The following is a 24,215-nucleotide window of genomic DNA, read 5'->3' on the forward strand; positions in this document are numbered from 1 at the left end:
TTGGACCCGGAAGGCCCATTTTTGGCTTATCAGAGACCGAGCCTTTGCCATCAGGCGTTCCAGCCCTATCTTGAGACCATGACCGTGCATTTCCCCTTCCAGAACTCCTATTCGGCCCTGCCGGACAGCTTCTACGCCCGCGTCGCGCCGACCCCCGTCGCAGCCCCCCGGCTGATCAAGCTGAACCGGCGGCTGGCAATCCAGCTAGGGCTCGATCCCGACCTGCTGGAGACCCCGGAGGGCACCGAGATCCTGGCCGGCAAGACGGTTCCCGCCGGCGCGGATCCCATCGCGATGGCCTATGCCGGCCATCAGTTCGGGCATTTCGTTCCCCAGCTCGGCGACGGGCGCGCCATCCTGCTGGGCGAGGTCATCGATAAGGACGGCGTCCGCCGCGACATCCAGCTCAAGGGCTCGGGCCCGACCCCGTTCTCCCGCCGCGGCGACGGCCGCGCCGCGCTCGGCCCGGTGCTGCGCGAGTACATCGTCAGCGAGGCGATGCATGCGCTGGGAATCCCGACCACGCGCTCGCTCGCCGCCGTCGTCACCGGCGAGCACGTCCTCCGCGAGACCGCGCTGCCCGGCGCGGTACTGACGCGCGTTGCCTCCAGCCACATTCGCGTCGGCACCTTCCAGTTCTTCGCTGTCCGCCGCGACACCGAGGCGATCCGCCGGCTCGCCGATCACGTCATCACCCGCCATTATCCGGACCTGCTTCAATCGAAGCGGCCGTATCACGACTTGCTTGCCGCCGTCGTCGCGCGCCAGGCCGAGCTCGTCGCGCGATGGCTGCTGGTCGGCTTCATCCACGGCGTGATGAACACCGACAACACGTCGATATCAGGCGAGACGATCGACTACGGCCCATGCGCCTTCATGGACGCCTACAACCCCGCGCAGGTCTTTTCCTCGATCGACGAGATGGGCCGCTACGCCTATGCCAACCAGCCGCGCATCGCGCTGTGGAATCTGACGCGCCTCGCCGAATGCCTGCTGCCGCTGTTCTCGGACGAGCAGGAGAAGGCGGTCGCCGAAGCCCAGGACATCCTCGGCGCCTTCTCGGACACCTTCAGCGCCGCCTATCAGGCAGGCCTGCGCAGGAAGGTCGGCTTGTTCACGGAGCGCGACGGCGACGAGGCGCTGATCCAGGACCTGCTGGATGCCATGGCGAAGAACCAGGCCGACTTCACCCTCACCTTCCGCAAGCTCGGCGACGCCGCGGCCGATGATGGCGCCGACGTGCGCGCCCAGTTCATGGAGCCCGCAGCTTTCGACGAATGGGCCGGACGCTGGCGCGCGCGCCTCGCGCTCGAACCGCAGACGGCGGCGGAGCGGCGCGCGGCGATGCACGCCGTCAACCCGATGTTCATCCCGCGCAACCACCGCGTCGAAGCCGTGATCCAGGCCGCGGTGAACGATGACGACTACGCGCCATTCGAGGAATTGGTGAAGGTGCTGGCGAGACCGTTCGAGGATCAGCCGGAGCATGCGGCCTACGCCGACCCGCCGCTGCCGGACCAACGGGTGTTGCAGACGTTCTGCGGGACGTGAGGCGCGCCAGCGTCCCTACTTCGTCGCCTTCCTGACCCCGCCGAACGAGGCCGCATCGAACTTCTGGGGATCGACGGGCTCGTAGCGTGACCACTCCATGTCGGACATCTTGCCGTAACGCTCGGTCCACGCCTTGTCCGTCGTTATGTTGCCAGGCGCGACCGGGCGAAGCTCGAAATGCAGCACCTTGTTCGGGCCGATCTCACCGATCGTATCCTTCGCCTTGACGCTCGCGCCCACCGCAAGCGGCTCGCCCTTCGGCCCATTGATGCGGCCGAGCTGGACGTAGCGCGTGTAGACGATGCCGCCGTTGGGATAGCTGTGCCTGAGCACGACATAGCGGCCGCAGCCGCCGATCACAGGCAGATCGGCCGGCGCCTGCTCGCTGGTCTCGATCTTGATGACGATGCCGTCCGCCATTGCGGCCACCGGGCCGCCCGCCTTGTCGGAGGTGAAATCGATGCCCGGATGCTCATCCTTGGTCCAGCATCCGCAGGACGTCACGGACTTGTCCTCCGCTTTGTCGGCACGCGGAAAACTGCGCGGGGTCAGGAATTCGTTGACCAGCAATCCCGGCCCTTCCGGCGAGGTGAAGGCGTGGATCGCATAAAGCGAGAGCTTCTCGCCGACCGGCACCTCGTTCGGAAGAAACCCATAGACCACATCCTGGATGAAGACTTTCAGCTCCTGCCCCTTGGTGGAGCGGACCGTGATGCAGTTGGTCGCCTGCAGGCCGTCGGCATCCGGCTTGGGCATGCCGCTCATGATCAGCGATCGCTTGAGCGCTCCGCTTGCGCATGGCGCCCCGTGCGAGGCCAGCGTTACGTCGAGCTTCAGCGGCGACATCGGATAGACGTCGAGGCCGCTCGCAGGCCGCCGCCGCGCCAGCAATTCGTCGAGATCGATCTCCTTGTAGCGTGCGAAATTGAATTCCGCGCGGGCCGCATCGGGGATGGCATAGGAAACGATAGTCAGCAGAAGGGCCGCAGGCCATCCCAGCTTGCGGAGAACACGCGGCGTCAACATGCGAAGATCTCGTGATGCAAATTCAATGAGCAGCCCGAGCAAACCATAGCCGCACCTTCGCGGCAAGGTAGATCGCGCCATGCGCCTCAATCGGGACAGGTCATCCCGCGGCAGGCGGACTGTCAAAGCCTATCCACACCATCGGTGTGATGCGGGAACCGCTGTCATCAAACTGAAACACACGCGCTCTAACCGCCTGTCAGGGTCGTCTTGCCGGAGACGTCCATCCTCCAACGGTCCCGACAGCGCGCCATGCCATTCAAGTTCATCCACCTCACCGACACGCATCTCGCGAACCCCGGCTCGATGCTCTACGGCCTCGACCCGCGCGCCCGGCTGGATGCGGCGATCGCCGACATCAACCAGCATCAGTCCGACGCTGCGTTTGCGGTGGTCACCGGCGATCTCACCCATTGGGGCGAGGCTGAGTCCTACGCCAACTTCGCTGAGGCGATGGCGGCGCTGAAGATTCCCTACATCGCGATGGTCGGCAATCACGACAAGCGCGTCACCTGCCTCGACACACTGAAGGCCTCGCCGCGCGATTCCAACGGCTTCGTGCAGGGCACGCGCACAACCGAGCATGGCCTGTTCGTCTTCCTCGACACGCTGGACGAGACCAGCCATGCTGGCGAGATGTGCGCCAAGCGCCTCGGCTGGCTCGCGAACACGCTGGCGGCTGCGCCCGCGGACATGCCGCTCGTCGTGTTCATGCACCATCCGCCCTTCCCGGTCGGCGTGCACGCGATGGACGAGATCGGACTGAAGCAGAGCGCGGAGTTTGCCGAGGTGATCGCGCCCTATCGCGCGCGCATCCGTCATCTCTTCTTCGGCCATGTGCACCGGCCGATCTTCGGCAGCTGGGGCAAGATTCCATTCTCGACCCTGCGCGGCACCAACCACCAGGTCTGGTTCGAGCTCGACCAGAGCGCGACGCATCTCGCCAGCCACGAGCCGCCGGCCTACGGCGTCGTGCTGATCGACGACGAGAACCTCGTCGTGCACAGCCACGACTTCCTCGACCAGAGTTTGCGCTTCCCGTTCGCCCCGCCCGCGGGAATGGACGGCCGCGACTACGCGCTCAATTTCCCGGCGCGGTGAGATGAGCCTCGCCGAATCCGCGGCTCTCTCCGTCGCGACCCCGGCAGCGCCGCGCCTCCACCTCCTCAAGCGCGTCACGAGGCGTCTCAAAGCCTCGCTGCCGGCCTATCTGCTGCTGCTGCCCTCGCTGATCTTCCTCGCGCTGTTCACCTACGGCGCGATGGGCCGCGTGCTCGTGGACGCGCTCTATCAGCGCGCCACACCGAAGGCGCCGCTCCGCTTCGTCGGTCTCGACAATATCGCGGCGGTGCTGGGCGACCCTGCCTTCACCGGCGCCGTCATCAACAACCTGATCTACGCCGTGGGCACGGCGGTGCCGAGCATCGCCCTTGCGCTGCTGTTCGCGCTGGCGCTCTCGCGCACCAACGCGGTGACCAGCGCGCTCCGTGCCGCGCTGTTCCTGCCGGTGCTGATCCCGATGGTCGCGGCGTCCGCGCTGTTCCTGTTCATCTTCCTGCCCAATGTCGGCCTGCTCGACTACTACATCGGCCGGCTGCTGCCGGTGCTGCCGAACTGGCTGGGCGACCCCGACATCGCGCTCACTGCGATCATGATCATCACGATCTGGAAGAACGCCGGCTATTACATGCTGTTCTTCCTCGCCGGCCTCCAGGCCGTGCCCGAGGACGTGATGGAAGCCGCGCATCTCGACGGCGCGGGTCCATATCAGCGCCTGCGCCATATCATCCTGCCGGAGCTCAAGCCCACCTTCCTGTTCGTCACCGTCATCGCAATCCTCAACGCGGTGACGCAGGTGGACCATGTCTTCGTCATGACCCAGGGCGGGCCATCCAATTCGACCAGCCTCGTGCTGTTCTATATCTACCAGCAGGCGGTCGAGCATTACGATATCGGCAAGGCCTCCGCGGCGACGCTGCTGACGCTGGCTGCGCTGATGAGCCTCACCGCGCTCTCCTTCCGTACCATGGCGAACCGCGAGGGCGGGGCATGAAGCTGTTCGACCACCTGTTCAGGGACGCCCCGCTCGCCACCCGGGGCGAGATCACGCCGAAGCTCGGCTTCGCGCTGACGGTGCTGCTCGCGATCGTCTGGCTGATCCCGTTCCTGTGGATGGGCGTGGCGACGCTGCGCCCGGCCTCGGACGGCATCAACGCCATGGCCGAGCTGATGCCCAGTCTGAAGCCGACGCTCGACAATGTCAGGGATGCCTGGGAGATCGGCGATTTCCCGCGCTACACGCTCAACACGACGATCATCTGCGCCGGCATCCTGCTGGTGCAGTTCGTCACCATCACGCTGGCGGGCTTTGCCTTCGCCCGCCTCGACTTTCCCGGCAAGACGCTGATCTTCTACCTGTTCCTGATGCAGCTGATGCTGGTGCCGGTGCTGCTGATCGTGCCGAACTTGAGCCTGGTGGCGCAGCTCGGCCTCTATGACACCCTCCTTGGGGTGATGATGCCGTTCTTCGCCTCCGCCTTCGGCACGTTCCTGATGCGCCAGGCGTTCGAGGCCATCCCGACCGAGCTGGAAGACGCCGCCCTGATCGACGGCGCCAGCCTGCTCCAGCGCATCCGTCACATCTACGTGCCGCTGTCCATGCCGAGCTTCTCGGCCTTCGCCATCATCTCCGTGACAAGCCACTGGAACGACTTCCTGTGGCCGCTGATGGTGATCAATTCGCCGGACAAGCGGCCGCTCACGGTCGGCCTCTCCGTCTTCACCAAGACCGCGGAAGGCACCCAGGCCTGGGGCACCATCGCCGCGGGCACGCTGATGGTGATCGCGCCGCTGCTCGTCGCCTTCCTGATCTTCCAGAAGCGCTTCATCAGTTCTTTCGTCACCTCAGGCATCAAATAGGAGATTTTCCGATGCTGTTTTCCCGCAGGATCATGCTCGGCCTCGCCATGGCCGGCACTTTGGCAGGCGCCCTCGCCTTCCCGGCGATGGCCGAAGGCCCGACCGAGATCGACCTGTTCTTCCCCGTCCCCGTCGACGGCAAGCTCGCCCGCGACATGGGCACGTTGATCAAGGAGTTCAACGAGACCCATCCGAACGTCAAGGCGACCGCCGTCTACACCGGTTCCTATGACGATACGCTGATCAAGACGCGCGCCGCGATCAAGGCCGGCAAGCCGCCGGCCGCCGTGATCATGTCGGCGAACTTCCTGCTCGACATGCAGATCGAGAACGAACTCACCAATCTCGACAGCCTGATCGCCGCCGACGGCAGCACCAAGGAGAAATTCCTGGGGCAGTTCTTCCCGGCGCTGCAGGGCAACGCCGTGATCAACCGCTCGGTCTACGGCGTGCCGTTCCACAATTCGACGCCGCTGCTCTACATCAACGCCGACAAGGCCAAGGAAGCCGGCCTTGATCCGAGCAAGCCGCCGCAGACCTGGGCCGAGCTCACCGACTGGGCCAAGAAGCTCACCAAGCGCGAGGGCGACAAGGTGACCCAATGGGGCATCGCGATCCCCTGCGCCTACGACTATTGCGGCTGGATGATGGAAACGCTCACCATGAGCAATGGCGGGCGCTACTACAACGAGGAGTTCGGCGGCGAGGTCTACTACGACACGCCTTCGATGCTCGGTGCGCTCAGCTGGTGGAACGACCTCATCCATAAGCACAAGGTGCATGCGCCCGGCGCGACGCCCGGTCCGGCCGTCAGCACCTCCTTCATCTCCGGCAATGCCGCGATGATGATGCTGTCGACGGGCTCGCTCACTTACGTGCGCGACAACGCCAAGTTCAACTACAAGGTTGCCTTCATTCCGCGCAACGTCCGCAACGCCGTGCCGATCGGCGGCGCCTCGCTGATCGTGCCGGCCGGCCTCGAGGCCGACAAGCAGAAGGCCGCCTGGACGCTGATCAAGTGGATGACCTCGCCCGAGAAGAGCGCCTGGTGGAGCCGCGCCACCGGCTATTTCGCGCCCAATATGGCCGCCTACAAGACGCCCGACATGGTCGAATTCCTCAACAAGAACCCGGACGCCAAGACCGCCGTCGAGCAGCTCGACGTCGCCAAGCCCTGGTTTGCGACCTACAAGACCGTCCCGGTCCGCAAGAACCTCGAGGACGAGGTGATGCTGGTCCTGAACGGCAAGAAGCAGCCGAAGGAAGCCCTCGCCGCCGCCCAGAAGGCCGCCGACGAGACGCTGAAGCCGTACAACGCAGAGACCTCGTTGAAGCTGCCGTAGGGCCGCCGACAACGCGCATACGACTTCGGCGCTCCACAGCGTGGAGCGCCGAAGCCGTCGCTGGGCGACGCGATTTCAGATCGTCACCACGATCTTGCCGAACTGCGTGTTCGACTCCAGAAAGCGATGCGCCTCGACGATCTCCTCGAACCGGAACGTCCTGGCAATGATCGGCTTCAACGTTCGGTCCGACAGCCCATCGAGAATGAACGCCTTTGCCTTCGCAAGACGCGCGGGATCGCAGATGATCTCGTGCACGAGGTAGCCGCGCAGCGTCAGGCTCTTGCCGAGCACGTTGAAGAGCGGGAACGGCGTCGGTTCGGGGCTCAAGCCGCCATACTCGATCAGGACCCCGCCCGGCGACATCGCCGTGGTCAATGGCTCGAATGCGGGACCGCCGACAGCGTCAAATACTACGCGGACGCCCTTTGAACCGGCGATCTCCGTCAGCCGCGCACCGATGTTCTCCTCGTCCGAGACGACAATTTGAGCGGCGCCGGCATCGTGCAAGGCTTGCCGCTTGACGGAGGTCCGTGTCAGGGCGACCGGAACGGCACCGATCCGGTTCGCAATCTGGATCGCCGCGAGCCCGACACTGCTCGACGCCGCCGTGACGGCGACGACGTCCCCTGGCCCAAGCCCGGCGATGTCGACCAGCGCGCCATAGGCCGTCAGATACTGCATCCATATTGAAGCCGCCGCCTCGAAGCCGAGTTTGGGCGGATGCTTCACGACGAGTTCGGCTGGAAAGGACGCAAGCTCGGCATAAGCCGGCCATCGCACCATCGACAGCGGCGGGACGATGCTCACGGCATCACCTGGCGCGACGCTGGTCACGTCATCCCCGACCGCCTCGACGACGCCTGCCGCCTCCAGACCCAGCCCCGACGGAAATGTCGTGGTCTCGATGTAGGTGCCCCTCCGCAACAGGGCCTCGGCCCGGTTGAGACCGAGGGCTCTGACCCTGATCTGCACCTCGCCCGTTGCCGGCGGCTGAACATCGACGGTCTCGATGCGCAGCACTTCGGGACCACCATGGCGATGAAAGCGAACGGCGCGGACCATGGAGACACTCCAAAACAGTTGAACTGAATGGAGCTATGCCTATCCCGCGGACGCGGATAAATCGTCGAACCAAGCAAACAGTCGAAACCAGGAGTTTTCAATCATGGACCGCCTGACCAGCATGGCTGTTTTCGTCAGGGCTGCCGATCTCGGCTCGTTCGCGGCGGCAGCCGACGCCCTGGAGATGTCGGGGCCCATGGTCGGCAAGCATGTGCGCGTTCTCGAAGAGCGCCTCGGCGTCCGCCTGCTCAACCGCACCACGCGGCGCCAGAGCCTGACCGAAGCGGGCCAGGCCTATTACGAGCGCTGCCGCGCGGTCCTCGCCGAGGCGGAAGCTGCCGACGCCGCCGTCACCGACGAGCTCTCCGAGCCGCGCGGCAGGCTGCGCGTGACCATGCCGTCCCTGCTGGGACGGCACTGCATCGCTCCCTTGCTGATGAAGCTCGCGCGGAAATATCCGCATCTCGAGCTCGACCTTTCCTTCGGCGATCCGATCGCTGACATCATCGAAGCCGGCTATGATCTTGCGATCCGGACCGGCGATCTTGCCGACCAGTCCGGTCTGATCGCGCGGCGCATCGCGAGCCAGCGGATGGTGGTGTGCGCCGGGCGCTCGTATTTGCGGACGAACGGCAAGCCAAAATCGCTCGACGATCTCGCTGCACATCAGGCGATCATCTATCGTCGCTCAGGGCGCGTCAGGCCGTGGCTGTTCCCGCAGCAAGGCGAGCCTCCGCGCGAGATCCTGCCCGCAGGCAGGCTGAGGCTCGACGATCTCGAGGCCATCGCCGATGCCGCCGCGCAAGGCATGGGACTCGCGTGGCTGCCCTACTGGCTCGTTCGCGAACGTCTCGACACCGGTGCTCTGGTCCGGCTCTTCGGCGGCCAGCCTGAATTCCTCTACGACTGCCACGCGCTCTGGCCACGTTCGCCCCGGCTGCCGCCAAAAGTCCGCAGCGCCGTAGACACATTGGCCGTCGCTCTACCGAAGCTGATGACGTGACGGTGGCTTGCCGCCATTAACTCCCCGTCCACCATGCGGCCCGCCCCGCCGCCGGTAACCACGAGAATTAACAGACCCTCAACGTACGCCCGACAAATCTATCAATGTTTCTGGAGATTTCGCCGTGGATTTGTTGGTTATCGAGTTCCTGGGACTGGCTCTGGTCGTCATGTGCGTGCTCGTGGTGGCGCTGCCCTGTGCGCGAAAATCCTCGCAGCGGGTCCGCTACGAATAGGATTTTCGTCGGAAAAAGGCGCTTCCGGCCCAAAAGCAAGGCTCGAATTCGCTTAGAGCCCCTTGACATCACAGCACTTTCGGCAGAACGGCTGATGTCAAGTGTCATGGGCCGTTCATGGATTTGATTACCACTACCGCTGACCTCACGGCTGCCTGCAGCCGACTGGCCAAGCATCCCGTCATCACCGTCGATACGGAGTTCCTCCGCGAGACCACCTATTACCCGCTGCTGTGCGTGGTGCAGATGGCCAGCGCCGAGGAGGCCGTGGTCATCGACACCCTGGCCGAGGGCATCGACCTCAAGCCGTTCTTCGAGCTGATGGCCAACGAGGGTGTGCTGAAGGTGTTTCACGCTGCCCGCCAGGACATCGAGATCATCTGGCACCAGGCCAACATCATCCCGCATCCGGTGTTCGACACCCAGGTTGCCGCGATGGTGCTCGGCTACGGCGACAGCATCGCCTACGACGCGTTGGTCGAGAAGGTCACCGGCCACCGCCCGGACAAGACCCACCGCTTCACCGATTGGTCGCGCCGCCCGCTGACCAAGGAGCAGATGCATTACGCCGTGTCCGACGTCACCCATTTGCGCGACGTGTTCGCAGCGCTCGACGCCGACCTCAAGAAGCGCCGCCGCAGCGAATGGGTCTCCATCGAGATGGAAGTCCTGACCTCGCCCAGGACCTACGACTTCCACCCCGAGCGCGCCTGGGAGCGACTAAAGACGCGGGTGCGCAAACCCAAGGACCTCGCGGTGCTGATGGAGGTCGCGGCCTGGCGCGAGCAGGAGGCGCAGAGCCGCGACGTGCCGCGCGGCCGCGTACTGCGCGACGACGCAATCACGGACATCGCGACCCACGCGCCGACCACGCTGGAGAAGCTCGCACATCTACGCTCGGTGCCGAAAGGGTTCGAGAAATCCAAATGGGGCGCGGACATCGTCGCCGCGGTCGAGCGCGGACTGGCGCGGGACTTTTCGAAACTCCCCAAGCTGGAAAAACCACGCAACAACTCCAACGGCGCCGCCATCGTCGAGCTGTTGAAGGTGCTGCTGCGGATGACCGCCGAGCGCCATGCGGTCGCGAGCAAGGTGATCGCGACCATCGACGATCTCGAAGAGATCGCGGCAGACGATGACGCCGACGTGCCGGCCTTGCACGGCTGGCGCCGCGAGCTGTTCGGCGATGCCGCGCTGAAGCTGAAGCGCGGCGAGCTGGCGCTGGCGATCGAGAAAGGCCGTGTGATCGGGGTGCAGCGGGCCTAGCGAACAGCTTCGCTGCCTTCACATCGTTGTTGCGAGCGAAGCAAAGCAATCCAATCTGCCTCCGCGGAGCCGATCTGGATTGGTTCGTCGCTTCGCTCCTCGCAATGACGAGGAGAGAGCGAGGCCTTACGCCGGCGTCAGCTTCGCCACTTCGCCCTTCATGTCGTTCAGCACGCCCGAGATCGCGGCGACCAGTTCGTCGATCTGGGCCTTGTTGACGATCAGCGGGGGGCAGATGGCGATGGCATCCAGCATGTTGCGCGAGATCACGCCGCGCTCCTGGAGCATGCGGCTGGCGATGCCGCCGACCGCGCCCGGTGTCGCCGCTGCGGTTTTGCGGCCCTTGTCGAGCACGAGTTCTAGGGCCGCGATCATGCCGACGCCGCGGACCTCGCCGACCAGCGGATGGCTGGCGAGCTCGCGCAGCTTGCCCTGCATGTAGGCACCGAGCTCGGCGGCATGCGCGACCAGGCCACGCTCCTCGATGATCTTCAAATTTTCCAGCGCAATCGCCGAGCCGACCGGATGGCCGCCCGCGGTGAAACCGTGGCCGAGCACGCCGATCTTGTTGCTCTCGTCCGCGATCGGCTCGAACATGCGGTCGTTCATGATGATCGCCGACAGCGGGAAATAGCTCGACGTGATCTGCTTGGAGACGACCATCACGTCCGGCTTGATGCCGTAGGTCTCGCAGCCGAACATCCTGCCGGTGCGGCCGAAGCCGCAGATCACCTCGTCGGCGACCAGCAGGATGTCGTACTTCTTCAAGACCGCCTGAATCTTCTCCCAATAAGTCGCCGGCGGCACGACGACGCCGCCCGCGCCCATCACGGGCTCGCCGAAGAAGGCCGCGATCGTCTCAGGCCCCTCCTTCTGGATCAGCGCATCGAGCTCCTCGGCCCGCCGCGTCGCGAAGGCCTCCTCGCTCTCGCCGGGCGCACCGTCCTTGTAGAAATGCGGCGACCCCGTGTGCAGGATGTTCGGCAGCGGCAGGTCGAACGAGCGGTGGTTGTTCGGCAGGCCCGTCAGGCTGGCGGATGCAATTGTGACGCCGTGATAGCCGCGCATGCGGCTGATGATCTTCTTGCGCTGCGGCTGGCCGAGCGAATTCGAACGATAGGCGATCAGCTTCAACACGGTGTCGTTGGCTTCCGAGCCGGAATTGGTGAAGAACACCTTGCTCATCGGCACAGGCGCGAGCGCGACCAGCTTCTCGGCAAGGTCGATCGAGGGTCCGTGCGATTTGGCGGAGAAGGTGTGGTAGAATGGCAGCGCCAGCATCTGCTTGTGCGCGGCCTCGACCAGCCGCTTCTCGTTGAAGCCGAGTCCGACACTCCACAGGCCTGCCATCGCCTCGAAATAGCGCTTGCCCGATGCGTCGAACACGTAAGGCCCCTCGCCACGCTCGATCACCAGCGGACCGGCCTGCTGGTGGGCACGCGCATTGGTGTACGAATGGAGCTGATAGGCCACATCCCGGGCCTCTTGCGAATTGGGCAGCATGGACATTTGCGAGATCCTTGAAAGCGTCACGTCGCAGGCAGAGCCGGCGTCATCACTCGATGGCAAGTACCTTGGCTATTGCGACAGCGCAGAACTTGCAACGCCAATTCGTCGGCAGCAAGCGCTCAGCTGCAATGCACAAAGCCGCACGACCAGGAGCGCGCGTGCCACGAACGCACATGCCAGGAGCGCACATGCCAGGAGCGCACCTGCCGGGACCGCGCTCGGCCAGCTCTCACGGCGCGCGGTCGTCGTCCCCATCGCCGGCGGCGGCAACGGCCTCCCTCACCTCCACCAGCGCCATCGAGAGCAAATAGACTGTGGTGGCCAGGCCAAGCCGGCGCGCCCTCTCGGCGGCACGCGACAGATCGCTGGCCAGCTCCTCGAGCTCGTCTCCCCGTGACAATTTCTCACCCCATCCGCCGGTTGCGGCCGCCTACACCGCAACAGCGCCGCTGGTTCTGATCAGTTCGGCGCTGGACTGGATCGTAGCAAAATTCCCGATGACATTCACTACCGCACGCCGGTAGGCAGCGGCGTCGTCCGTGCCCGGCTGCCGGCAAGCCACGGCGTCAGCGACCACCTGGTACCGATGGCTGCGGTGAAACCCGTCGATGGCGGTGGCCAGGATGGTCTCGTCCAGAGAGAATCCGATCAGAATGCAGCGCGTCGTCCGGATACTGGACATGTGGTCCACGAACCGCGACGAGCTGTAGGCGGACGGCAGCGGATGCTCGAACGTCATCTCTCCCGGACGCGGCCTGGTCTGGGCGATCCAATCGGTCAGCCTGGATGCCGGATTGAACCAGGCCGCCTGCGCGATGCGCTTCAGATGCATCACCGGCCACAGGTTACCGCGCCACAGCGTCAGGAGTTCCAGGCAGCGCGCCGTCGCCGCATCGCCCTCCAGGATGACGTGGCGACGGCCAGGGGTCAGATATTCGACCTGGAGATCCGCACAGACCAGGATCGGCGGATCATCATGGATGGAAGCCGGCATCTTGTTGCGCGCTGTTGCATCTGTTTCAGCGATCGGCGAGTGCGAGGTCCCGTAGCGGCGATGTGACCGCCCGCCCCGCCGAGGCATCGAGGACGCCAGGCCGGTCCCAATCGCCCTCGGGGCGGATGATCACATAGGGATCGCTGTCCAGCGTGATGGCATCCGGGCCCGGCTCGATCTCCAGCAGCATTTCCGTATAGGAAAAATCCGAGAAGGTGATCTTGCGGCTGTGACCGAGCGGCTTGGCGCCGAAATGGGCCCAGAAATCGACCAGCCGGTCCTGCGCCTGACCGTAGATCTTGCGAAAGCCCTTGCGCTTCACATAGTCGACGCTGGCCTGCACCAGCTTGAACGAGATGCGCGAGCGCCGATGTTGGTGACGCACCGCCAGCCGCTCCACCTTGGCGAAATCGCCGAAAAAGCGCACTCGCAGACAGCCCGCAGGCTCGTTGCCGACGAAGCCGATGAAATGCGCCGCGACCATGTCGTTGCCGTCGAACTCCTCCTCGAACGGACAATCCTGCTCGGCGAGATAGACCGCCGAGCGGATGGCGGTCACCAGCATGAGATCGCTCGGATCGCGCGCGAGGCGGATGGTGATGGCGCGGGAACAGGGCTTGGCGAGAGGAATCCTAGTACCGTGCATCTGCAAAACTCCTTGCTTGGACGATCGCACCCGGCATGCGCATCGGCTGCCGATGCCAGGGGCGCTCGTAACACCACAGTTCGGGTTGGAAGCTCGGGACAGGCGCAAAGCCTGTCGCCTTCATGATCTCGCGTCCGGCCACCGTTGACGGCTGCGCATAGCAATCGGCGCCGCGAAACCTTATCTGGCGCAGGTGAGCCGCGGCCTTGCCGAGACCGGCGACGCCGCGGCCCGTCGCCGCGATCGCCCAGATGTAGATGGCAGCGACGTCTTCGTTCGCCGATGCGAGATAGCACGTCTCGGGCGCGGTGAGACGGATCTCGTCGAGCAGCAGCGCATCGTGTCCGCGGTCGTTGAGAAACAGGAGCGCCATGCCGCCGACGAGCTTGCCCTTCCGGCTGAAGGTGAGAATACTTTGAGGGTCGAGAGTGAAGTATCGCGCAAGCTCCGCTGTGCCGATCTGTACGCCCGGAACCAGTTGATGCGCCATATCCGAAAGCGCCTCGATTTCGGAGAATTGCGCACAGCGGACGTCGACGTCCGGGCTCAGCGGCAAGGCATCGAAATCATGCCTTGCGGCAAACGAGCCCCTTTCCATACTCATGTCACGCCTCTATCGTTCGAGGCTTTCGTGCCCCGCTATGACGATGAGCTTAGCGGCTGGGGATCAGGAGTATGCAGCAGTTATTGCACCGGGGTGCTGCGATGATGCAGCACCGTGAAGAAGCCCTGGATGCGTCCTGGGACGATTTGAAGCTGTTTTTAGCGTGCGCAAAGTATAAAAGTTTTCGTAATGCCGCCGAAGAGCTCGGACTCACATCCACCACCCTGATGCGCCGCATCGACCGGCTCGAAGAGAGCATCGGGTGCAAGCTGTTCCTGCGCGACCAGAGCGGACTCACGCTCAGCGATGAAGGCACGGCCATGATCGCCGACGTTGCGCTTATGGAACGTCATGCCTTCAACATCTTCCGCCGCGCCTCGCGCTCGTCGAACGACACCTCGGGCACCGTGCGCGTCGCCGTGACGGAAGGCCCCGGCAATTTCTGGATCCTGCCGCGACTGATCGATTTCCAGAAGACCTACCGCAAGATCACGGTCGACCTGCGCTGTGCGATGGAGCAGGCCGACGTGGCCCGGCTTGAATCGGACATCGCCATCCAGCTCGAGCCGCCGACCAATCCCGATCTGATCGTCGCCAAGCTCGGCCGCCTCCACATCTATCCCTTCGCTTCCAAGGAATACGAAAGACTCTACGGCGTGCCGGCAACGCTCGCCGAATTGAAGAACCACCGCATCGTCAAGCAGAGCGCGCCGCAGGTCGATGACGGCGCCTATGCCCGCGTGCTCGGGCTGAAGTCGCTCGAGGGCATCGTCGGCATCAAGACCAATTCCTCGGTCGGCGTGCTCTATGCGGTGGAGCGCGGCGCCGGCATCGGCTTCCTGCCGACCGTGTCGATCGCGCTCGGTGCGCCGCTCGTTGCCGTCGATCTCGGCGTCAGCCATCACGCAGATCTCTGGCTCACCTATCACAAGGAGTTCCGCACCTCCGAGCGTCACAAGATCGTCGTCGACTGGCTGAAGAAGATCTTCGATGCCAGAACCTATCCCTGCTTCCGCGACGAGTTCATCCATCCGAACGCGCTGGTACCGATGATGACGGCCGCGCGCGAGGGATTTGGATTGACGGGCTATGTCGCGGCAACGCCGGCTTGAGCGCGGGCGAGCTTCAGCTCACCATTTGTATTCGAAGCCGGCCATGCCCTGGTGCGAGGTGAGCTCGTTGCGGAACTTGCCGTCGTAATTGATGTAGAGTCGTGCCACGTTGGTCAGGCTGAGCGAAGCCGAGGCACCCGCATCCACGCCATAGCGGCTCTCCCCGATACCGGGGACCACGATGCTTTGGGCGCCCAGGCTGACCTGAATGGATCCCAGATCCTGGTGGAAATTGTCGACGAACTTGCCATACGCCGACAGATCCAAAACCTTCTGCTCGATGATGAAGTAACGGCCGATCTCGGCCCCGACCATGAGACGCGCGCGCGAGACCGCCGTCGAGCCGACGTTGAGCGGATCAAGACCGCCGGCTTCCTGGAACGTCGCGCTGGTGGCGCGCACATATTCCAGCGCGCCCTTGGGCACGATGCGCATCTGGTCCTTGGTCCAGTAGTAACTGATTTCGGTCAGCGCGCCGTCGACCGCGGCGCGATAGGCCGCGGTCGCAGCGCCAAGGCCGGTGTCGCGGCTGGACCGAACCTTTCCGAAGCCGTGCACCACCGCAAAGGCCCACGTCCACGGGCCCTTGTCGACCGAGCCGCTGAAGCCAAGCTGGGTGAGGTCGAGCGTTGCGGACTGCAGCGCCAGCGGCACGTCGATGTCGGTGTGGCTCTGATCGACGGAGAAGCCGAGATTGACGCCTGGCGCCACACGCGCGCCAAAGCCGGCGACGCCGCCCAAGGTCTTGCGCATGTCGCCGACGAAGTCTCCTTGCGCGTCGGTCCGAACCGAGATGCCGTAGCCCTCGAACCAGGTGCGATAGCGCGGATCCTCCGTGCTCGCCGCCGCGCCGCCGCCGCCGGGATTGGTCCGGAACGCCCGAGCGAAACCGTTCGAGGCCTGATTGCCCAGCCGTTCCAGGAAACCGGAGCCGAGATTGAGCATGCTGCTTCCGGTCGAGCTCGGCATCGGGACCGGGGTTGGCGAGGGCGTGGGTGTCGGGGTCGGCGTAGGCGTCGGGCTTTGTGCAAGGACGGGCGTCGCCGCCGACAGCGCAACGATGAGCGCAACGGCCATCGCGACCGCTGCCGCGACCCGACGGACGCGGTTCAGCCCGATCGTCTGCCGTGTCCCTGGTGGCTGCGCGGTGCAGCGCATGACGAGAAATCCCGAAGCAAAGGGCGACGCGCAAAAACAACACGAACTCGCGGCGCAGGTGGCGATTTGGGCCGAACTGCCACGGAGCGTCAATCGGCTGGAGCGCCGAGGCACCGGTGATTGCTCGATTGTGGTTCCGCTGCAACAGGTCGCAAATTGAAGCCGGACACGCCTGCGTCGGGCTTGAAATTTACGCACAGCTTGCTAGCGGGCGATTTTCATGTTGCAATATCGGGCACAATCGGAATTGGCCGCTCGACTGTGCGTTTCGCGACATTGAGATTCAAGACTCGAACAGACTTCCGGAAGCCCGTTTGTGGCGTGGCACGCGAAGAGCGGCCGCGTCCTTTTTTATCTAGTGGAGGAGACTAAGCGATGCCGCAAAAGGGCACGGTCAAATGGTTCAACCCGACCAAGGGCTATGGGTTCATCAAGCCGAACGGCAGCGACAAGGACGTGTTCGTCCATATCTCCGCCGTCGAGCGTGCCGGACTCTCCACCCTCAACGAAAACCAGGTGGTTGAATTCGACCTCGTGGAGAACCGCGGCAAATCATCCGCGGAGAACCTCAAGGTCACCTGATTTCTCTCGAGCCTGACAAGCGAGAGATCATGACACCGCCCCCGGCTCTGGCCGGGGGATTTTGTTATTAGGCAAGCGCCGCGGGATTGTCGCGTCAGCTCACCACCGGCGACACCAGGAAATTCTCCGACGGGCCGCTCCCCGTCGTCCTGCAGACATCACCTTCGATCCGGACCTTGCCGGTCGCGAGCAGCCGCAGCGCCTCGGGATAGATGCGATGCTCGACTTCGAGGATACGCTCCGACAGCGTATCCCCCGTATCGTGGTCGCTGACGGGCACAGCGCCCTGCATCACGATCGGACCGGCATCGGTCTCGGGAATCACGAAGTGCACCGTCGCGCCCGACAGCTTGACGCCTGCGCGCAGGGCCTGTCCGTGCGGGTCGAGGCCGGGGAAGGACGGCAGCAACGAGGGGTGGATATTGAGCATCCGCCCGTACCAGGCCTTGGTGAATTCCGCCGTGAACAGGCGCATGAAGCCGCCCAGACAAATCAGCTCGATGCCGTGCCGGTCGAGCGCTGCCTGCAGCACCTTCTCGAAACCGGCGCGGTCCTTGCCGAACGACTTGCTCTCGATCACCTCGGTCTTCACGCCGCTCGCCCTCGCCTTCTCGAGTCCGGGCGCATCGGGCTTGTTCGAGATGACGAGCGAGATCTCTGCCGGAAAATCCGGCGTGCTTGCTGCCCTGATCAGCGCGGCCATGTTGGAGCCGCGCCCGGAGATCAGGATGGCGACGCGGCGCTTCATCACAGCGCCAGATCGAGATGGCCGTTATAGACGACGCGGTGCTCGCCCTCGGCAGGGATCACGGTGCCGAGCTGCGCCACGGTCTCGCCGGCATCGGTGAAGACCTCGACGACCTTGTCGACCTTGTCGGGCTCGACGATGGCGATCATCCCGATGCCGCAATTGAAGGTGCGGAGCATTTCCAGCTCGGCGATGCCGGCCTGCGCGGCCAGCCATTTGAACACCGGCAGGACCGGCAAGCGTGCGAGGTCAATGCCGACGCCGAGGTGCTTTGGCAGCACGCGCGGGATGTTATCGGTGAAGCCGCCGCCGGTGATGTGGGCGAGCCCCTTCACCGCGCCGGTCTCGCGGATCGCGCGCAGGCAGGATTTGACGTAGAGCCGCGTCGGCGTCAGCAGCGCACCGCCGAGCGTCATCACCGGTGCGAACGGCGCTTGCGCCCCGAAGCCGAGGCCGGATTGTTCCACGATCTTGCGCACCAGCGAAAAGCCGTTGGAATGCACGCCCGACGAGGCCAGACCGATCACGGCATCGCCCGCAGCGATGTCGTTGCGCGGCAACAGAGTACCGCGCTCGGCGGCACCGACGGCAAAGCCGCCGAGGTCGTAGTCGCCGTCTTTGTAGAGGCCTGGCATCTCGGCGGTCTCCCCGCCGATCAGGGCGCAGCCGGATTCGCGGCAGCCCTCCGCAACGCCGGCGACGATCGAGGCCGTGGCCTCCGGATCAAGCTTGCCGCAGGCGAAATAATCCAGGAAAAACAGCGGCTCTGCGCCCTGCACCACGAGGTCGTTGACGCTCATGGCGACGAGGTCGATGCCGATGCCGCCATGCAGGCCGGTCTCGATCGCGATCTTGACCTTGGTGCCGACTCCGTCGGTTGCGGCTACGAGTATAGGGTCCTTGAAGCCGGCCGCCTTGAGGTCGAAAAGGCCGCCGAAGCCGCCGATCTCGGCGTCGGCACCCGGCCGCGCGGTGGCACGCACCATCGGCTTGATCAGGTCGACCAGGCGGTTGCCCGCGTCGATATCGACGCCTGAATCGGCGTAAGTGAGGCCGTTTTTGCGGTCGGTCATGCCCGATTTCCAGTGGGTTTGCGGCTGGTTACGTCGAATTCCGGGGACGCGCAATGGCTCGCATGGCGCTCCTCCCTATACTATGTAGATATCAACCGGTTCAGCCTCCCGAGGGGGCCGGATTCGAGGTCAGACCGGGTGCCGGGAAGCGCTTTCGTGAGTATTCCGAACATCATTACTCTGGGCCGCATCATGCTGGTCCCGATCATCGTCTGGGCCATCGTGTCGAGCCAAATGGAGGTGGCGTTCGCCGTCTTCCTGATCGCCGGCATCAGCGATGCCGTGGACGGCTTTTTGGCCAAGCGCTTCAACATGACGAGCGAACTCGGGGCCCTGCTCGATCCGCTCGCAGACAAGGCGCTACTGGTTTCGATCTACATGGCGCTCGGCATCTGGGGCGCAATTCCGCGCTGGATTGTGATCCTGGTGGTCTCGCGCGACATCATGATCGTCGCCGCCGTGATGGTATCCTGGCTGTTCGATCGGCCGGTCGAGATGAAGCCGTCCAAGGTGTCCAAGCTCAATACTGTGGTACAGGTGGCGTTCGCGGCGCTGGTGCTGGCGGCGCTTGCCTTCGGCTTCAAGCCGGCACCTTATGATATCATCCTGATGGGCCTCGTCACGCTCTTCACGCTCTCCTCCGTGTCGCTCTATCTCGTCGAGTGGCTGCGGCACATGAGCACGATCGAGGCCAAATGAGCCAGGATGCGGCCTGCAAGAGGCCAAGTCCCGCATCATCAGGTCGAATCTCTTCAAACGGGCCGGCGCGCCGGCATGGAGCAAAGCAAGCGTGGCAGGCCGCGTCCATCCCCGACAATTGGCGTTCTCGCTTCCGCACGCGGAGAGCCTCAGCCGGGACAATTTCCTCGAAGGTCCGGCCAACGCTGCCGGCGTCGGCCTGATCGACAGCTGGCCGGAATGGCCAAACCGGGTCATGTGGCTGGCCGGCCCGGAAGGCAGCGGCAAGAGCCATCTCGCCGCGATCTGGGCCGAGCTTTCAGGCGCCCGCTCGACCACCGCCAACGCCCTGACCGCGGCAGGCGTGCCGGGCGCGCTCGCCACCGGCGCGCTGGTGGTCGAAGATCTCAAGGCAAAGGATTTTGACGAGCGCGCCCTCTTTCACCTGATGAACCTCGCCCGCGAGGAAGGCGCCTACGTCCTCTTCACCGGGCGCGAGGCGCCGGCCTCGCTGGAGATCGAGCTTCGCGACCTGCGCTCGCGTCTGCGGGCCGTTCCGGTGGTCGCGCTCCTGCCCCCCGACGACCAGCTCTTCCGCGGCCTGATCGTCAAGTTCTGCGCCGACCGCCAGCTCACGGTGGATGAGAGCGTGGTGGGCTACCTCGCCACCCGCCTGGAGCGGTCCTCGGCCGCCGCCCGGCAGGCCGTGGAACTGCTCGACGCTGAAGCCCTCCGCCTCGGCCGTCCCGTAACCCGGGCTCTAGCGGCAGAGCTGCTCAGGGACGCCTGATCGGCGCGGCTCCTTCAAGTCCCCGAAGCCAGCTTGACGCCGCGGAGAGGCGGAACATCAATGTCATCGAAACGTCATCGGTGTAACACATGCTCCCCGGGGTTTTGCGCATAAGTCGCAAAGTGAGGCGAGACAGGATGGACCGACTTCTGATGGACTCTGCGCAAGCTGTTGAAACTAAAGAGAAAGCCCAAGAACCCGAGGGCTTGCCGGCGATCGCATCCAGCCCTGAACGGTTCATCAACCGCGAGCTGTCCTGGCTGCACTTCAACCGCCGCGTCCTGGAGGAAGCGGTCAATCCCAACCACCCCGTGCTGGAGCGGGTGCGTTTCCTGTCGATTTCGGCGAATAACCTCGACGAGTTCTTCATGGTCCGCGTCGCCGGCATCAAGGCCCAGGTGCGCGAGGGCATTGCCGAGCGCAGCCCCGACGGCCTGACGCCGTCCGAGCAGCTCGCGCTGATCAACCGCACCGTCTCCCAACTCGCCTCCGACCAGCAGGCGATCTGGCGCGACCTGCGCAGCGCGCTGGCCGAGGTCGGCATCGTGCTGGTCGACGGCAAGGAAGTCTCCAAGGCGGAACGGACCTGGATCGAGGACTATTTCCTCAACAACGTCTTCCCACTGCTGACACCGCTCGCGATCGATCCCGCCCACCCTTTCCCGTTCATTCCGAGCCTCGGCTTCACCATCGCGCTCCAGCTCACGCGCGCCGCCGACGGCAAGCAGATGAACGCGCTGATCCGCATGCCCGGCAAGATCGACCGCTTCATCCGCCTGCCGGCCGAAGGCACGGTGCGGCTGATCTCGCTGGAGCAGGCAACCGCCCTTTTTATCAACCGCCTGTTCCCCGGCTACAATCTGCACGGCCAGGGCGCCTTCCGGATCATCCGCGACTCCGAGCTCGAAATCGAGGAAGAGGCCGAGGACCTCGTCCGCCTGTTCGAGACCGCCCTCAAGCGCCGCCGGCGCGGCTCCGTCATCCGGCTCGAGATCGATGCCAAGATGCCGGAGCAGTTGCGCAGCTTCGTGCAGCACGCGCTGTCGGCCGCCGATGACGAGGTCTTCCTGGTCGACGGCGTGCAGGCGATGAACGAGCTCTCGCAGCTCACCCGCCTCGACCGGCCCGATCTCGAATTCACCCCTTACGTGCCGCGCCATCCCGAGCGCGTGCGCGAGCACGGCGGCGACATCTTTGCGGCGATCCGGCAGAAGGATCTCGTCGTCCATCACCCCTACGAATCCTTCGACGTCGTCGTGCAGTTTCTGCAGCAGGCCGCACGCGACCCAGATGTCGTCGCGATCAAGCAGACGCTCTACCGCACCTCCAACAACTCGCCGATCGTGCGCGCGCTCGCCGAAGCGGCCGAAGCCGGCAAATCCGTCACGGCCTTGATCGAGTTGAAGGCTCGCTTCGACGAAGAGGCCAACATCCGCTGGGCGCGCGACCTCGAACGCGCCGGCGTGCAGGTCGTCTACGGCTTCCTCGAACTGAAGACGCACGCAAAACTCTCGATGGTGGTGCGCCGCGAGGGCGGCAGCCTCACGACTTACGTCCATACCGGCACCGGCAACTATCACCCGGTCACCGCGCGCATCTACACCGACCTCTCCTACTTCACCTCCGATCCGACCATTGGCCGCGACGCCGCGCGCGTGTTCAATTTCATCACCGGCTATGCCGCGCCGAGCGATCTGGAAAGGATGGCGGTGTCGCCGCTGACCTTGCGCAAGCGCATCATCGAGCACATCCAAGGCGAGACCGCGCATGCGCGGCACGGCCGGCCCAGCGCGGTCTGGATGAAGATGAACGCGCTGGTCGACCCCGACATCATCGACGCGCTCTACGAGGCCTCCCAGGCCGGCGTCCAGGTCGAGCTCGTGGTGCGCGGTATCTGCTGCCTCAGGCCCGGCATCCCGGGCCTGTCGGAGAACATCCGCGTCAAGTCAATCATCGGGCGCTTCCTGGAACACGGCCGAATCTACTGCTTCGGCATGGGCCAGGGCCTGCCGAGCGCCAAAGCGGCTGTGTATATCTCGTCCGCCGACATGATGCCGCGCAACCTCGACCGCCGCGTCGAGGTGCTGTGCCCGCTGCAAAATCCCACGGTGCATCAGCAGGTTCTCGAACAGATCATGGTCGCCAATCTGAAGGACAATGAACAGAGCTGGCAGTTGTTGCCGGACGGGTCGTCAACGCGTATGAAGACCGCGAAGGGCGAGGAGCCTTTCAACGTCCACAACTACTTCATGACAAATCCGAGTCTGTCTGGCCGTGGAAAGTCGCTCAAGGAATCCTCGCCGCGTCGTCTCACGCGCCGGAACGAACGCCATCAATCCTGACCGGGGATTTGCGACGTGAAGCGGCCGCGCAAGCGCGGCTCGAGCGTCGCGGTGATCGACATCGGCTCCAACTCGGTCCGTCTCGTCGTCTACGAGCGACTGTCGCGAAGCCTCATCCCGATCTTCAACGAGAAGACGCTGTGCGGCCTCGGGCGCGAGGTGCAGAGCACGGGCCTGCTCGCGCCCGACGCCGTCGACAAGGCGCTGACCTCGCTCAAGCGTTTCCGCGCATTGTGCCGCGTGATGCAGGTCGGGCGGGTGTTCGCGATCGCGACCGCGGCCTGCCGCGACGCCTCCAACGGCCCCGACTTCATCGCCAGGGCCGAGCGCATCTGCGCGGTGAAGATCGAGATCCTGTCGGGCCCGCGCGAGGCGCGGCTGTCGGCGCTCGGCGTGATCTCGGGCATCCATCATCCCGACGGCATCGTCGGAGACCTCGGCGGCGGCTCGCTCGAGCTGATCGACGTGCGCCGGAACACCGTACGCAGCGGCGTGACGCTGCCGCTCGGCGGTCTCGCGCTCCAGGATCTCGCGCACAAGTCGCTCAAGCGCGCCGATCGCATCGTACGCGAGGAGCTCGACGAGGTGCCGCAGCTCACCGCAGGCCGCGGCCGGACCTTCTACGCCGTCGGCGGCACCTGGCGCGCGCTCGCGCGCATCCACATCATCCAGAGCGGCTATCCGCTCCAGGTGATGCATGGCTACTCGATTTCTGCCGCCGAGGCCCTCGACTTCTCGCGCCGCCTTCGGCGCCTCGCAGCCGCCGATATGCTCGCGGACATCGAGATCGTCGCCGATGCGCGGCGGCCGCTCCTCACCTATGCGGCGCTGGTGCTCGAGCACATCATTCGCGTGGCAAAACCCAAGAACATCGTGTTCTCGACCTTCGGTGTGCGCGAGGGCCTGCTGCACGAGAAGCTGCCGGAGATCGAGCGCAACAGGGACGGGCTGATCTGCGCGGCCGAGGAGCTGAACCAGTTGCTGTCGCGCTCGGCCAAACACGCCCGCGAGCTGATCGCCTGGACTGACCGCCTCGTGCGCATCGTCAAGCTGCGCGAAAGCGAAGCGGACCGCCGCTTGCGCCACACCGCATGTCTGCTGTCCGACATCGGCTGGCGCGTGCATCCCGATCATCGCGGCGAGCAGACGCTGAGTCTCGTCGTCAACGGCAATTTCGGGGCGATCACGCACATCGAGCGCGCCTTCGTCGGCCTGTCGGTGTTCTATCGCTATGCCGGCCTGAACGAGGAGAACCAGCCGCCGGTCACCATGCAGGAGCTGTTGACGCCGGCCCAGCTCGAACGCGCGCGCCTGCTGGGCGCAGCGTTGCGCGTCGCGCATCTGATCTCGGCAGCGCGTCCGGGCGTCCTGCCCGCCACGCATTTCCGCAGCCAGAGCCGCAAACTGATGCTGGTGTTCGAGCACCGCCTCTCCGACCTCGTCGCCGACCGCGTCGGCAGCCGCTTCCGCCAGCTCGCCCGCCTGATCAACCGCACCGGCTCGATCGTGAGGCGCTGACAAACAGAGCCAGCGCGATGCGCCCTGGGGTTGAGACGCGCAACGAGCAGGCT

Annotated in this window: 24 protein-coding genes; 14 read left to right on the forward strand and 10 right to left on the reverse strand. The window is 64.8% G+C overall.

What is annotated here, in order from left to right; translation table 11 throughout:
- The first annotated feature begins 78 nt into the window (after window positions 1–78).
- On the forward strand, window positions 79–1,551 hold the full coding sequence (locus ACYCVF_RS13670) for a protein adenylyltransferase SelO (protein WP_459596024.1): 1,473 nt from the start codon (window positions 79–81) through the stop codon (window positions 1,549–1,551).
- A 15-nt stretch (window positions 1,552–1,566) separates the two neighbouring features.
- On the opposite strand, the gene ACYCVF_RS13675 is transcribed toward ACYCVF_RS13670, so the two are convergent.
- Complete coding sequence (locus ACYCVF_RS13675) at window positions 1,567–2,577, reverse strand: M23 family metallopeptidase (RefSeq protein WP_459596025.1); 1,011 nt, start codon at window positions 2,575–2,577, stop codon at window positions 1,567–1,569.
- Window positions 2,578–2,829: 252 nt separating this feature from the next.
- Here ACYCVF_RS13675 and ACYCVF_RS13680 point away from each other — a divergent pair, with 252 nt between their 5' ends.
- From ACYCVF_RS13680 to ACYCVF_RS13695, 4 genes are read left to right on the forward strand one after another with little or no spacing between them, the layout of a single operon-like run.
- Window positions 2,830–3,678, forward strand: a complete 849-nt coding sequence (locus ACYCVF_RS13680; protein ID WP_459596026.1) for a phosphodiesterase — start codon at window positions 2,830–2,832, stop codon at window positions 3,676–3,678.
- 1 nt (window position 3,679) lies between these two features.
- Complete coding sequence (locus ACYCVF_RS13685; RefSeq protein ID WP_459596027.1) at window positions 3,680–4,630, forward strand: carbohydrate ABC transporter permease; 951 nt, start codon at window positions 3,680–3,682, stop codon at window positions 4,628–4,630.
- Window positions 4,627–5,496: a carbohydrate ABC transporter permease gene (locus tag ACYCVF_RS13690; protein ID WP_459596028.1), complete on the forward strand. Its 870-nt coding sequence runs from the start codon at window positions 4,627–4,629 to the stop codon at window positions 5,494–5,496. The genes ACYCVF_RS13685 and ACYCVF_RS13690 overlap by 4 nt, the downstream gene beginning before the upstream one ends.
- A gap of 11 nt (window positions 5,497–5,507) precedes the next feature.
- Complete coding sequence (locus ACYCVF_RS13695) at window positions 5,508–6,839, forward strand: ABC transporter substrate-binding protein (RefSeq protein ID WP_459596029.1); 1,332 nt, start codon at window positions 5,508–5,510, stop codon at window positions 6,837–6,839.
- Window positions 6,840–6,914: 75 nt separating this feature from the next.
- Here ACYCVF_RS13695 and ACYCVF_RS13700 read toward each other — a convergent pair whose 3' ends face one another.
- On the reverse strand, window positions 6,915–7,904 hold the full coding sequence (locus ACYCVF_RS13700; protein ID WP_459596030.1) for a zinc-dependent alcohol dehydrogenase family protein: 990 nt from the start codon (window positions 7,902–7,904) through the stop codon (window positions 6,915–6,917).
- 103 nt (window positions 7,905–8,007) lie between these two features.
- On the opposite strand from ACYCVF_RS13700, the gene ACYCVF_RS13705 reads away from it, so the two are divergent.
- The gene (locus ACYCVF_RS13705) at window positions 8,008–8,907 is read left to right on the forward strand and encodes a LysR family transcriptional regulator (RefSeq protein WP_459596031.1); all 900 of its coding nucleotides are present in this window, start codon (window positions 8,008–8,010) and stop codon (window positions 8,905–8,907) included.
- A gap of 352 nt (window positions 8,908–9,259) precedes the next feature.
- Window positions 9,260–10,408: a ribonuclease D gene (rnd, locus tag ACYCVF_RS13710; protein WP_459596032.1), complete on the forward strand. Its 1,149-nt coding sequence runs from the start codon at window positions 9,260–9,262 to the stop codon at window positions 10,406–10,408.
- A gap of 126 nt (window positions 10,409–10,534) precedes the next feature.
- Here the strand turns inward: rnd and ACYCVF_RS13715 are convergent, their stop codons facing one another.
- The 5 genes from ACYCVF_RS13715 to ACYCVF_RS13735 form a co-directional block, all read right to left on the reverse strand.
- Window positions 10,535–11,917, reverse strand: coding sequence for an aspartate aminotransferase family protein (locus ACYCVF_RS13715; protein ID WP_459596033.1), 1,383 nt, complete (start codon window positions 11,915–11,917; stop codon window positions 10,535–10,537).
- Window positions 11,918–12,146: 229 nt separating this feature from the next.
- A complete protein-coding gene (locus ACYCVF_RS13720) occupies window positions 12,147–12,317 on the reverse strand; it encodes a hypothetical protein (protein WP_459596034.1) in 171 nt (56 codons plus the stop codon).
- Window positions 12,318–12,347: 30 nt separating this feature from the next.
- On the reverse strand, window positions 12,348–12,911 hold the full coding sequence (locus ACYCVF_RS13725) for an isochorismatase family protein (protein WP_459596035.1): 564 nt from the start codon (window positions 12,909–12,911) through the stop codon (window positions 12,348–12,350).
- 25 nt (window positions 12,912–12,936) lie between these two features.
- Complete coding sequence (locus tag ACYCVF_RS13730) at window positions 12,937–13,557, reverse strand: GNAT family N-acetyltransferase (protein ID WP_459596036.1); 621 nt, start codon at window positions 13,555–13,557, stop codon at window positions 12,937–12,939.
- Entirely contained in the window at window positions 13,544–14,161 is a 618-nt protein-coding gene (locus ACYCVF_RS13735; protein WP_459596037.1) for a hypothetical protein, read from the reverse strand. The genes ACYCVF_RS13730 and ACYCVF_RS13735 overlap by 14 nt, the downstream gene beginning before the upstream one ends.
- Window positions 14,162–14,232: 71 nt before the next feature.
- Here ACYCVF_RS13735 and ACYCVF_RS13740 point away from each other — a divergent pair, with 71 nt between their 5' ends.
- On the forward strand, window positions 14,233–15,273 hold the full coding sequence (locus ACYCVF_RS13740) for a LysR family transcriptional regulator (RefSeq protein WP_459596038.1): 1,041 nt from the start codon (window positions 14,233–14,235) through the stop codon (window positions 15,271–15,273).
- An 18-nt stretch (window positions 15,274–15,291) separates the two neighbouring features.
- Here ACYCVF_RS13740 and ACYCVF_RS13745 read toward each other — a convergent pair whose 3' ends face one another.
- Window positions 15,292–16,242 (reverse strand): autotransporter outer membrane beta-barrel domain-containing protein, encoded by a 951-nt coding sequence (locus tag ACYCVF_RS13745; RefSeq protein WP_459596468.1) that lies wholly within the window; start codon window positions 16,240–16,242, stop codon window positions 15,292–15,294.
- On the opposite strand from ACYCVF_RS13745, the gene ACYCVF_RS13750 reads away from it, so the two are divergent.
- Window positions 16,211–16,591, forward strand: a complete 381-nt coding sequence (locus ACYCVF_RS13750; protein WP_459596497.1) for a hypothetical protein — start codon at window positions 16,211–16,213, stop codon at window positions 16,589–16,591. The genes ACYCVF_RS13745 and ACYCVF_RS13750 overlap by 32 nt on opposite strands.
- Window positions 16,592–16,806: 215 nt before the next feature.
- Window positions 16,807–17,013, forward strand: coding sequence for a cold-shock protein (locus ACYCVF_RS13755; protein WP_459596039.1), 207 nt, complete (start codon window positions 16,807–16,809; stop codon window positions 17,011–17,013).
- 94 nt (window positions 17,014–17,107) lie between these two features.
- On the opposite strand, the gene purN is transcribed toward ACYCVF_RS13755, so the two are convergent.
- Both purN and purM read right to left on the reverse strand, forming a co-directional pair.
- Window positions 17,108–17,761 (reverse strand): phosphoribosylglycinamide formyltransferase, encoded by a 654-nt coding sequence (purN, locus tag ACYCVF_RS13760; protein WP_459596040.1) that lies wholly within the window; start codon window positions 17,759–17,761, stop codon window positions 17,108–17,110.
- A complete protein-coding gene (gene purM / locus ACYCVF_RS13765) occupies window positions 17,761–18,834 on the reverse strand; it encodes a phosphoribosylformylglycinamidine cyclo-ligase (RefSeq protein ID WP_459596041.1) in 1,074 nt (357 codons plus the stop codon). Before purM ends, purN begins: the two co-directional genes overlap by 1 nt.
- A gap of 156 nt (window positions 18,835–18,990) precedes the next feature.
- Between purM and ACYCVF_RS13770 the strand changes: the two genes are divergently transcribed.
- From ACYCVF_RS13770 to ppx, 4 genes are all read left to right on the forward strand, one after another.
- Window positions 18,991–19,533 carry a CDP-alcohol phosphatidyltransferase family protein gene (locus ACYCVF_RS13770; protein WP_459596042.1) on the forward strand — a complete coding sequence of 181 codons (543 nt, stop codon included), beginning with the start codon at window positions 18,991–18,993 and terminating at the stop codon, window positions 19,531–19,533.
- 91 nt (window positions 19,534–19,624) lie between these two features.
- Window positions 19,625–20,302 (forward strand): P-loop NTPase family protein, encoded by a 678-nt coding sequence (locus ACYCVF_RS13775; RefSeq protein ID WP_459596043.1) that lies wholly within the window; start codon window positions 19,625–19,627, stop codon window positions 20,300–20,302.
- A 152-nt stretch (window positions 20,303–20,454) separates the two neighbouring features.
- A complete protein-coding gene (locus ACYCVF_RS13780; RefSeq protein ID WP_459596469.1) occupies window positions 20,455–22,644 on the forward strand; it encodes an RNA degradosome polyphosphate kinase in 2,190 nt (729 codons plus the stop codon).
- 15 nt (window positions 22,645–22,659) lie between these two features.
- The gene (ppx, locus tag ACYCVF_RS13785) at window positions 22,660–24,162 is read left to right on the forward strand and encodes an exopolyphosphatase (RefSeq protein ID WP_459596044.1); all 1,503 of its coding nucleotides are present in this window, start codon (window positions 22,660–22,662) and stop codon (window positions 24,160–24,162) included.
- Window positions 24,163–24,215: the final 53 nt, after the last annotated feature.

Source organism: Bradyrhizobium cedriense, from assembly GCF_054602315.1.

Bases quoted from the DNA above. Each gene is read 5' to 3' on its own strand.
- ACYCVF_RS13700 (WP_459596030.1), bottom strand. From the start codon at position 7,904: ATGGTCCGCGCCGTTCGCTTTCATCGCCATGGTGGTCCCGAAGTGCTG.
- ACYCVF_RS13685 (WP_459596027.1), top strand. From the start codon at position 3,680: ATGAGCCTCGCCGAATCCGCGGCTCTCTCCGTCGCGACCCCGGCAGCG.
- purM (WP_459596041.1), bottom strand. From the start codon at position 18,834: ATGACCGACCGCAAAAACGGCCTCACTTACGCCGATTCAGGCGTCGAT.
- ACYCVF_RS13780 (WP_459596469.1), top strand. From the start codon at position 20,455: ATGGACTCTGCGCAAGCTGTTGAAACTAAAGAGAAAGCCCAAGAACCC.
- ACYCVF_RS13670 (WP_459596024.1), top strand. From the start codon at position 79: ATGACCGTGCATTTCCCCTTCCAGAACTCCTATTCGGCCCTGCCGGAC.
- ACYCVF_RS13735 (WP_459596037.1), bottom strand. From the start codon at position 14,161: ATGAGTATGGAAAGGGGCTCGTTTGCCGCAAGGCATGATTTCGATGCC.
- ACYCVF_RS13695 (WP_459596029.1), top strand. From the start codon at position 5,508: ATGCTGTTTTCCCGCAGGATCATGCTCGGCCTCGCCATGGCCGGCACT.
- ACYCVF_RS13705 (WP_459596031.1), top strand. From the start codon at position 8,008: ATGGACCGCCTGACCAGCATGGCTGTTTTCGTCAGGGCTGCCGATCTC.
- ACYCVF_RS13675 (WP_459596025.1), bottom strand. From the start codon at position 2,577: ATGTTGACGCCGCGTGTTCTCCGCAAGCTGGGATGGCCTGCGGCCCTT.
- rnd (WP_459596032.1), top strand. From the start codon at position 9,260: ATGGATTTGATTACCACTACCGCTGACCTCACGGCTGCCTGCAGCCGA.
- ACYCVF_RS13745 (WP_459596468.1), bottom strand. From the start codon at position 16,242: ATGCCGAGCTCGACCGGAAGCAGCATGCTCAATCTCGGCTCCGGTTTC.
- ACYCVF_RS13680 (WP_459596026.1), top strand. From the start codon at position 2,830: ATGCCATTCAAGTTCATCCACCTCACCGACACGCATCTCGCGAACCCC.
- ACYCVF_RS13730 (WP_459596036.1), bottom strand. From the start codon at position 13,557: ATGCACGGTACTAGGATTCCTCTCGCCAAGCCCTGTTCCCGCGCCATC.
- ACYCVF_RS13755 (WP_459596039.1), top strand. From the start codon at position 16,807: ATGCCGCAAAAGGGCACGGTCAAATGGTTCAACCCGACCAAGGGCTAT.
- ACYCVF_RS13690 (WP_459596028.1), top strand. From the start codon at position 4,627: ATGAAGCTGTTCGACCACCTGTTCAGGGACGCCCCGCTCGCCACCCGG.
- purN (WP_459596040.1), bottom strand. From the start codon at position 17,761: ATGAAGCGCCGCGTCGCCATCCTGATCTCCGGGCGCGGCTCCAACATG.
- ACYCVF_RS13725 (WP_459596035.1), bottom strand. From the start codon at position 12,911: ATGCCGGCTTCCATCCATGATGATCCGCCGATCCTGGTCTGTGCGGAT.
- ACYCVF_RS13715 (WP_459596033.1), bottom strand. From the start codon at position 11,917: ATGTCCATGCTGCCCAATTCGCAAGAGGCCCGGGATGTGGCCTATCAG.
- ACYCVF_RS13740 (WP_459596038.1), top strand. From the start codon at position 14,233: ATGCAGCAGTTATTGCACCGGGGTGCTGCGATGATGCAGCACCGTGAA.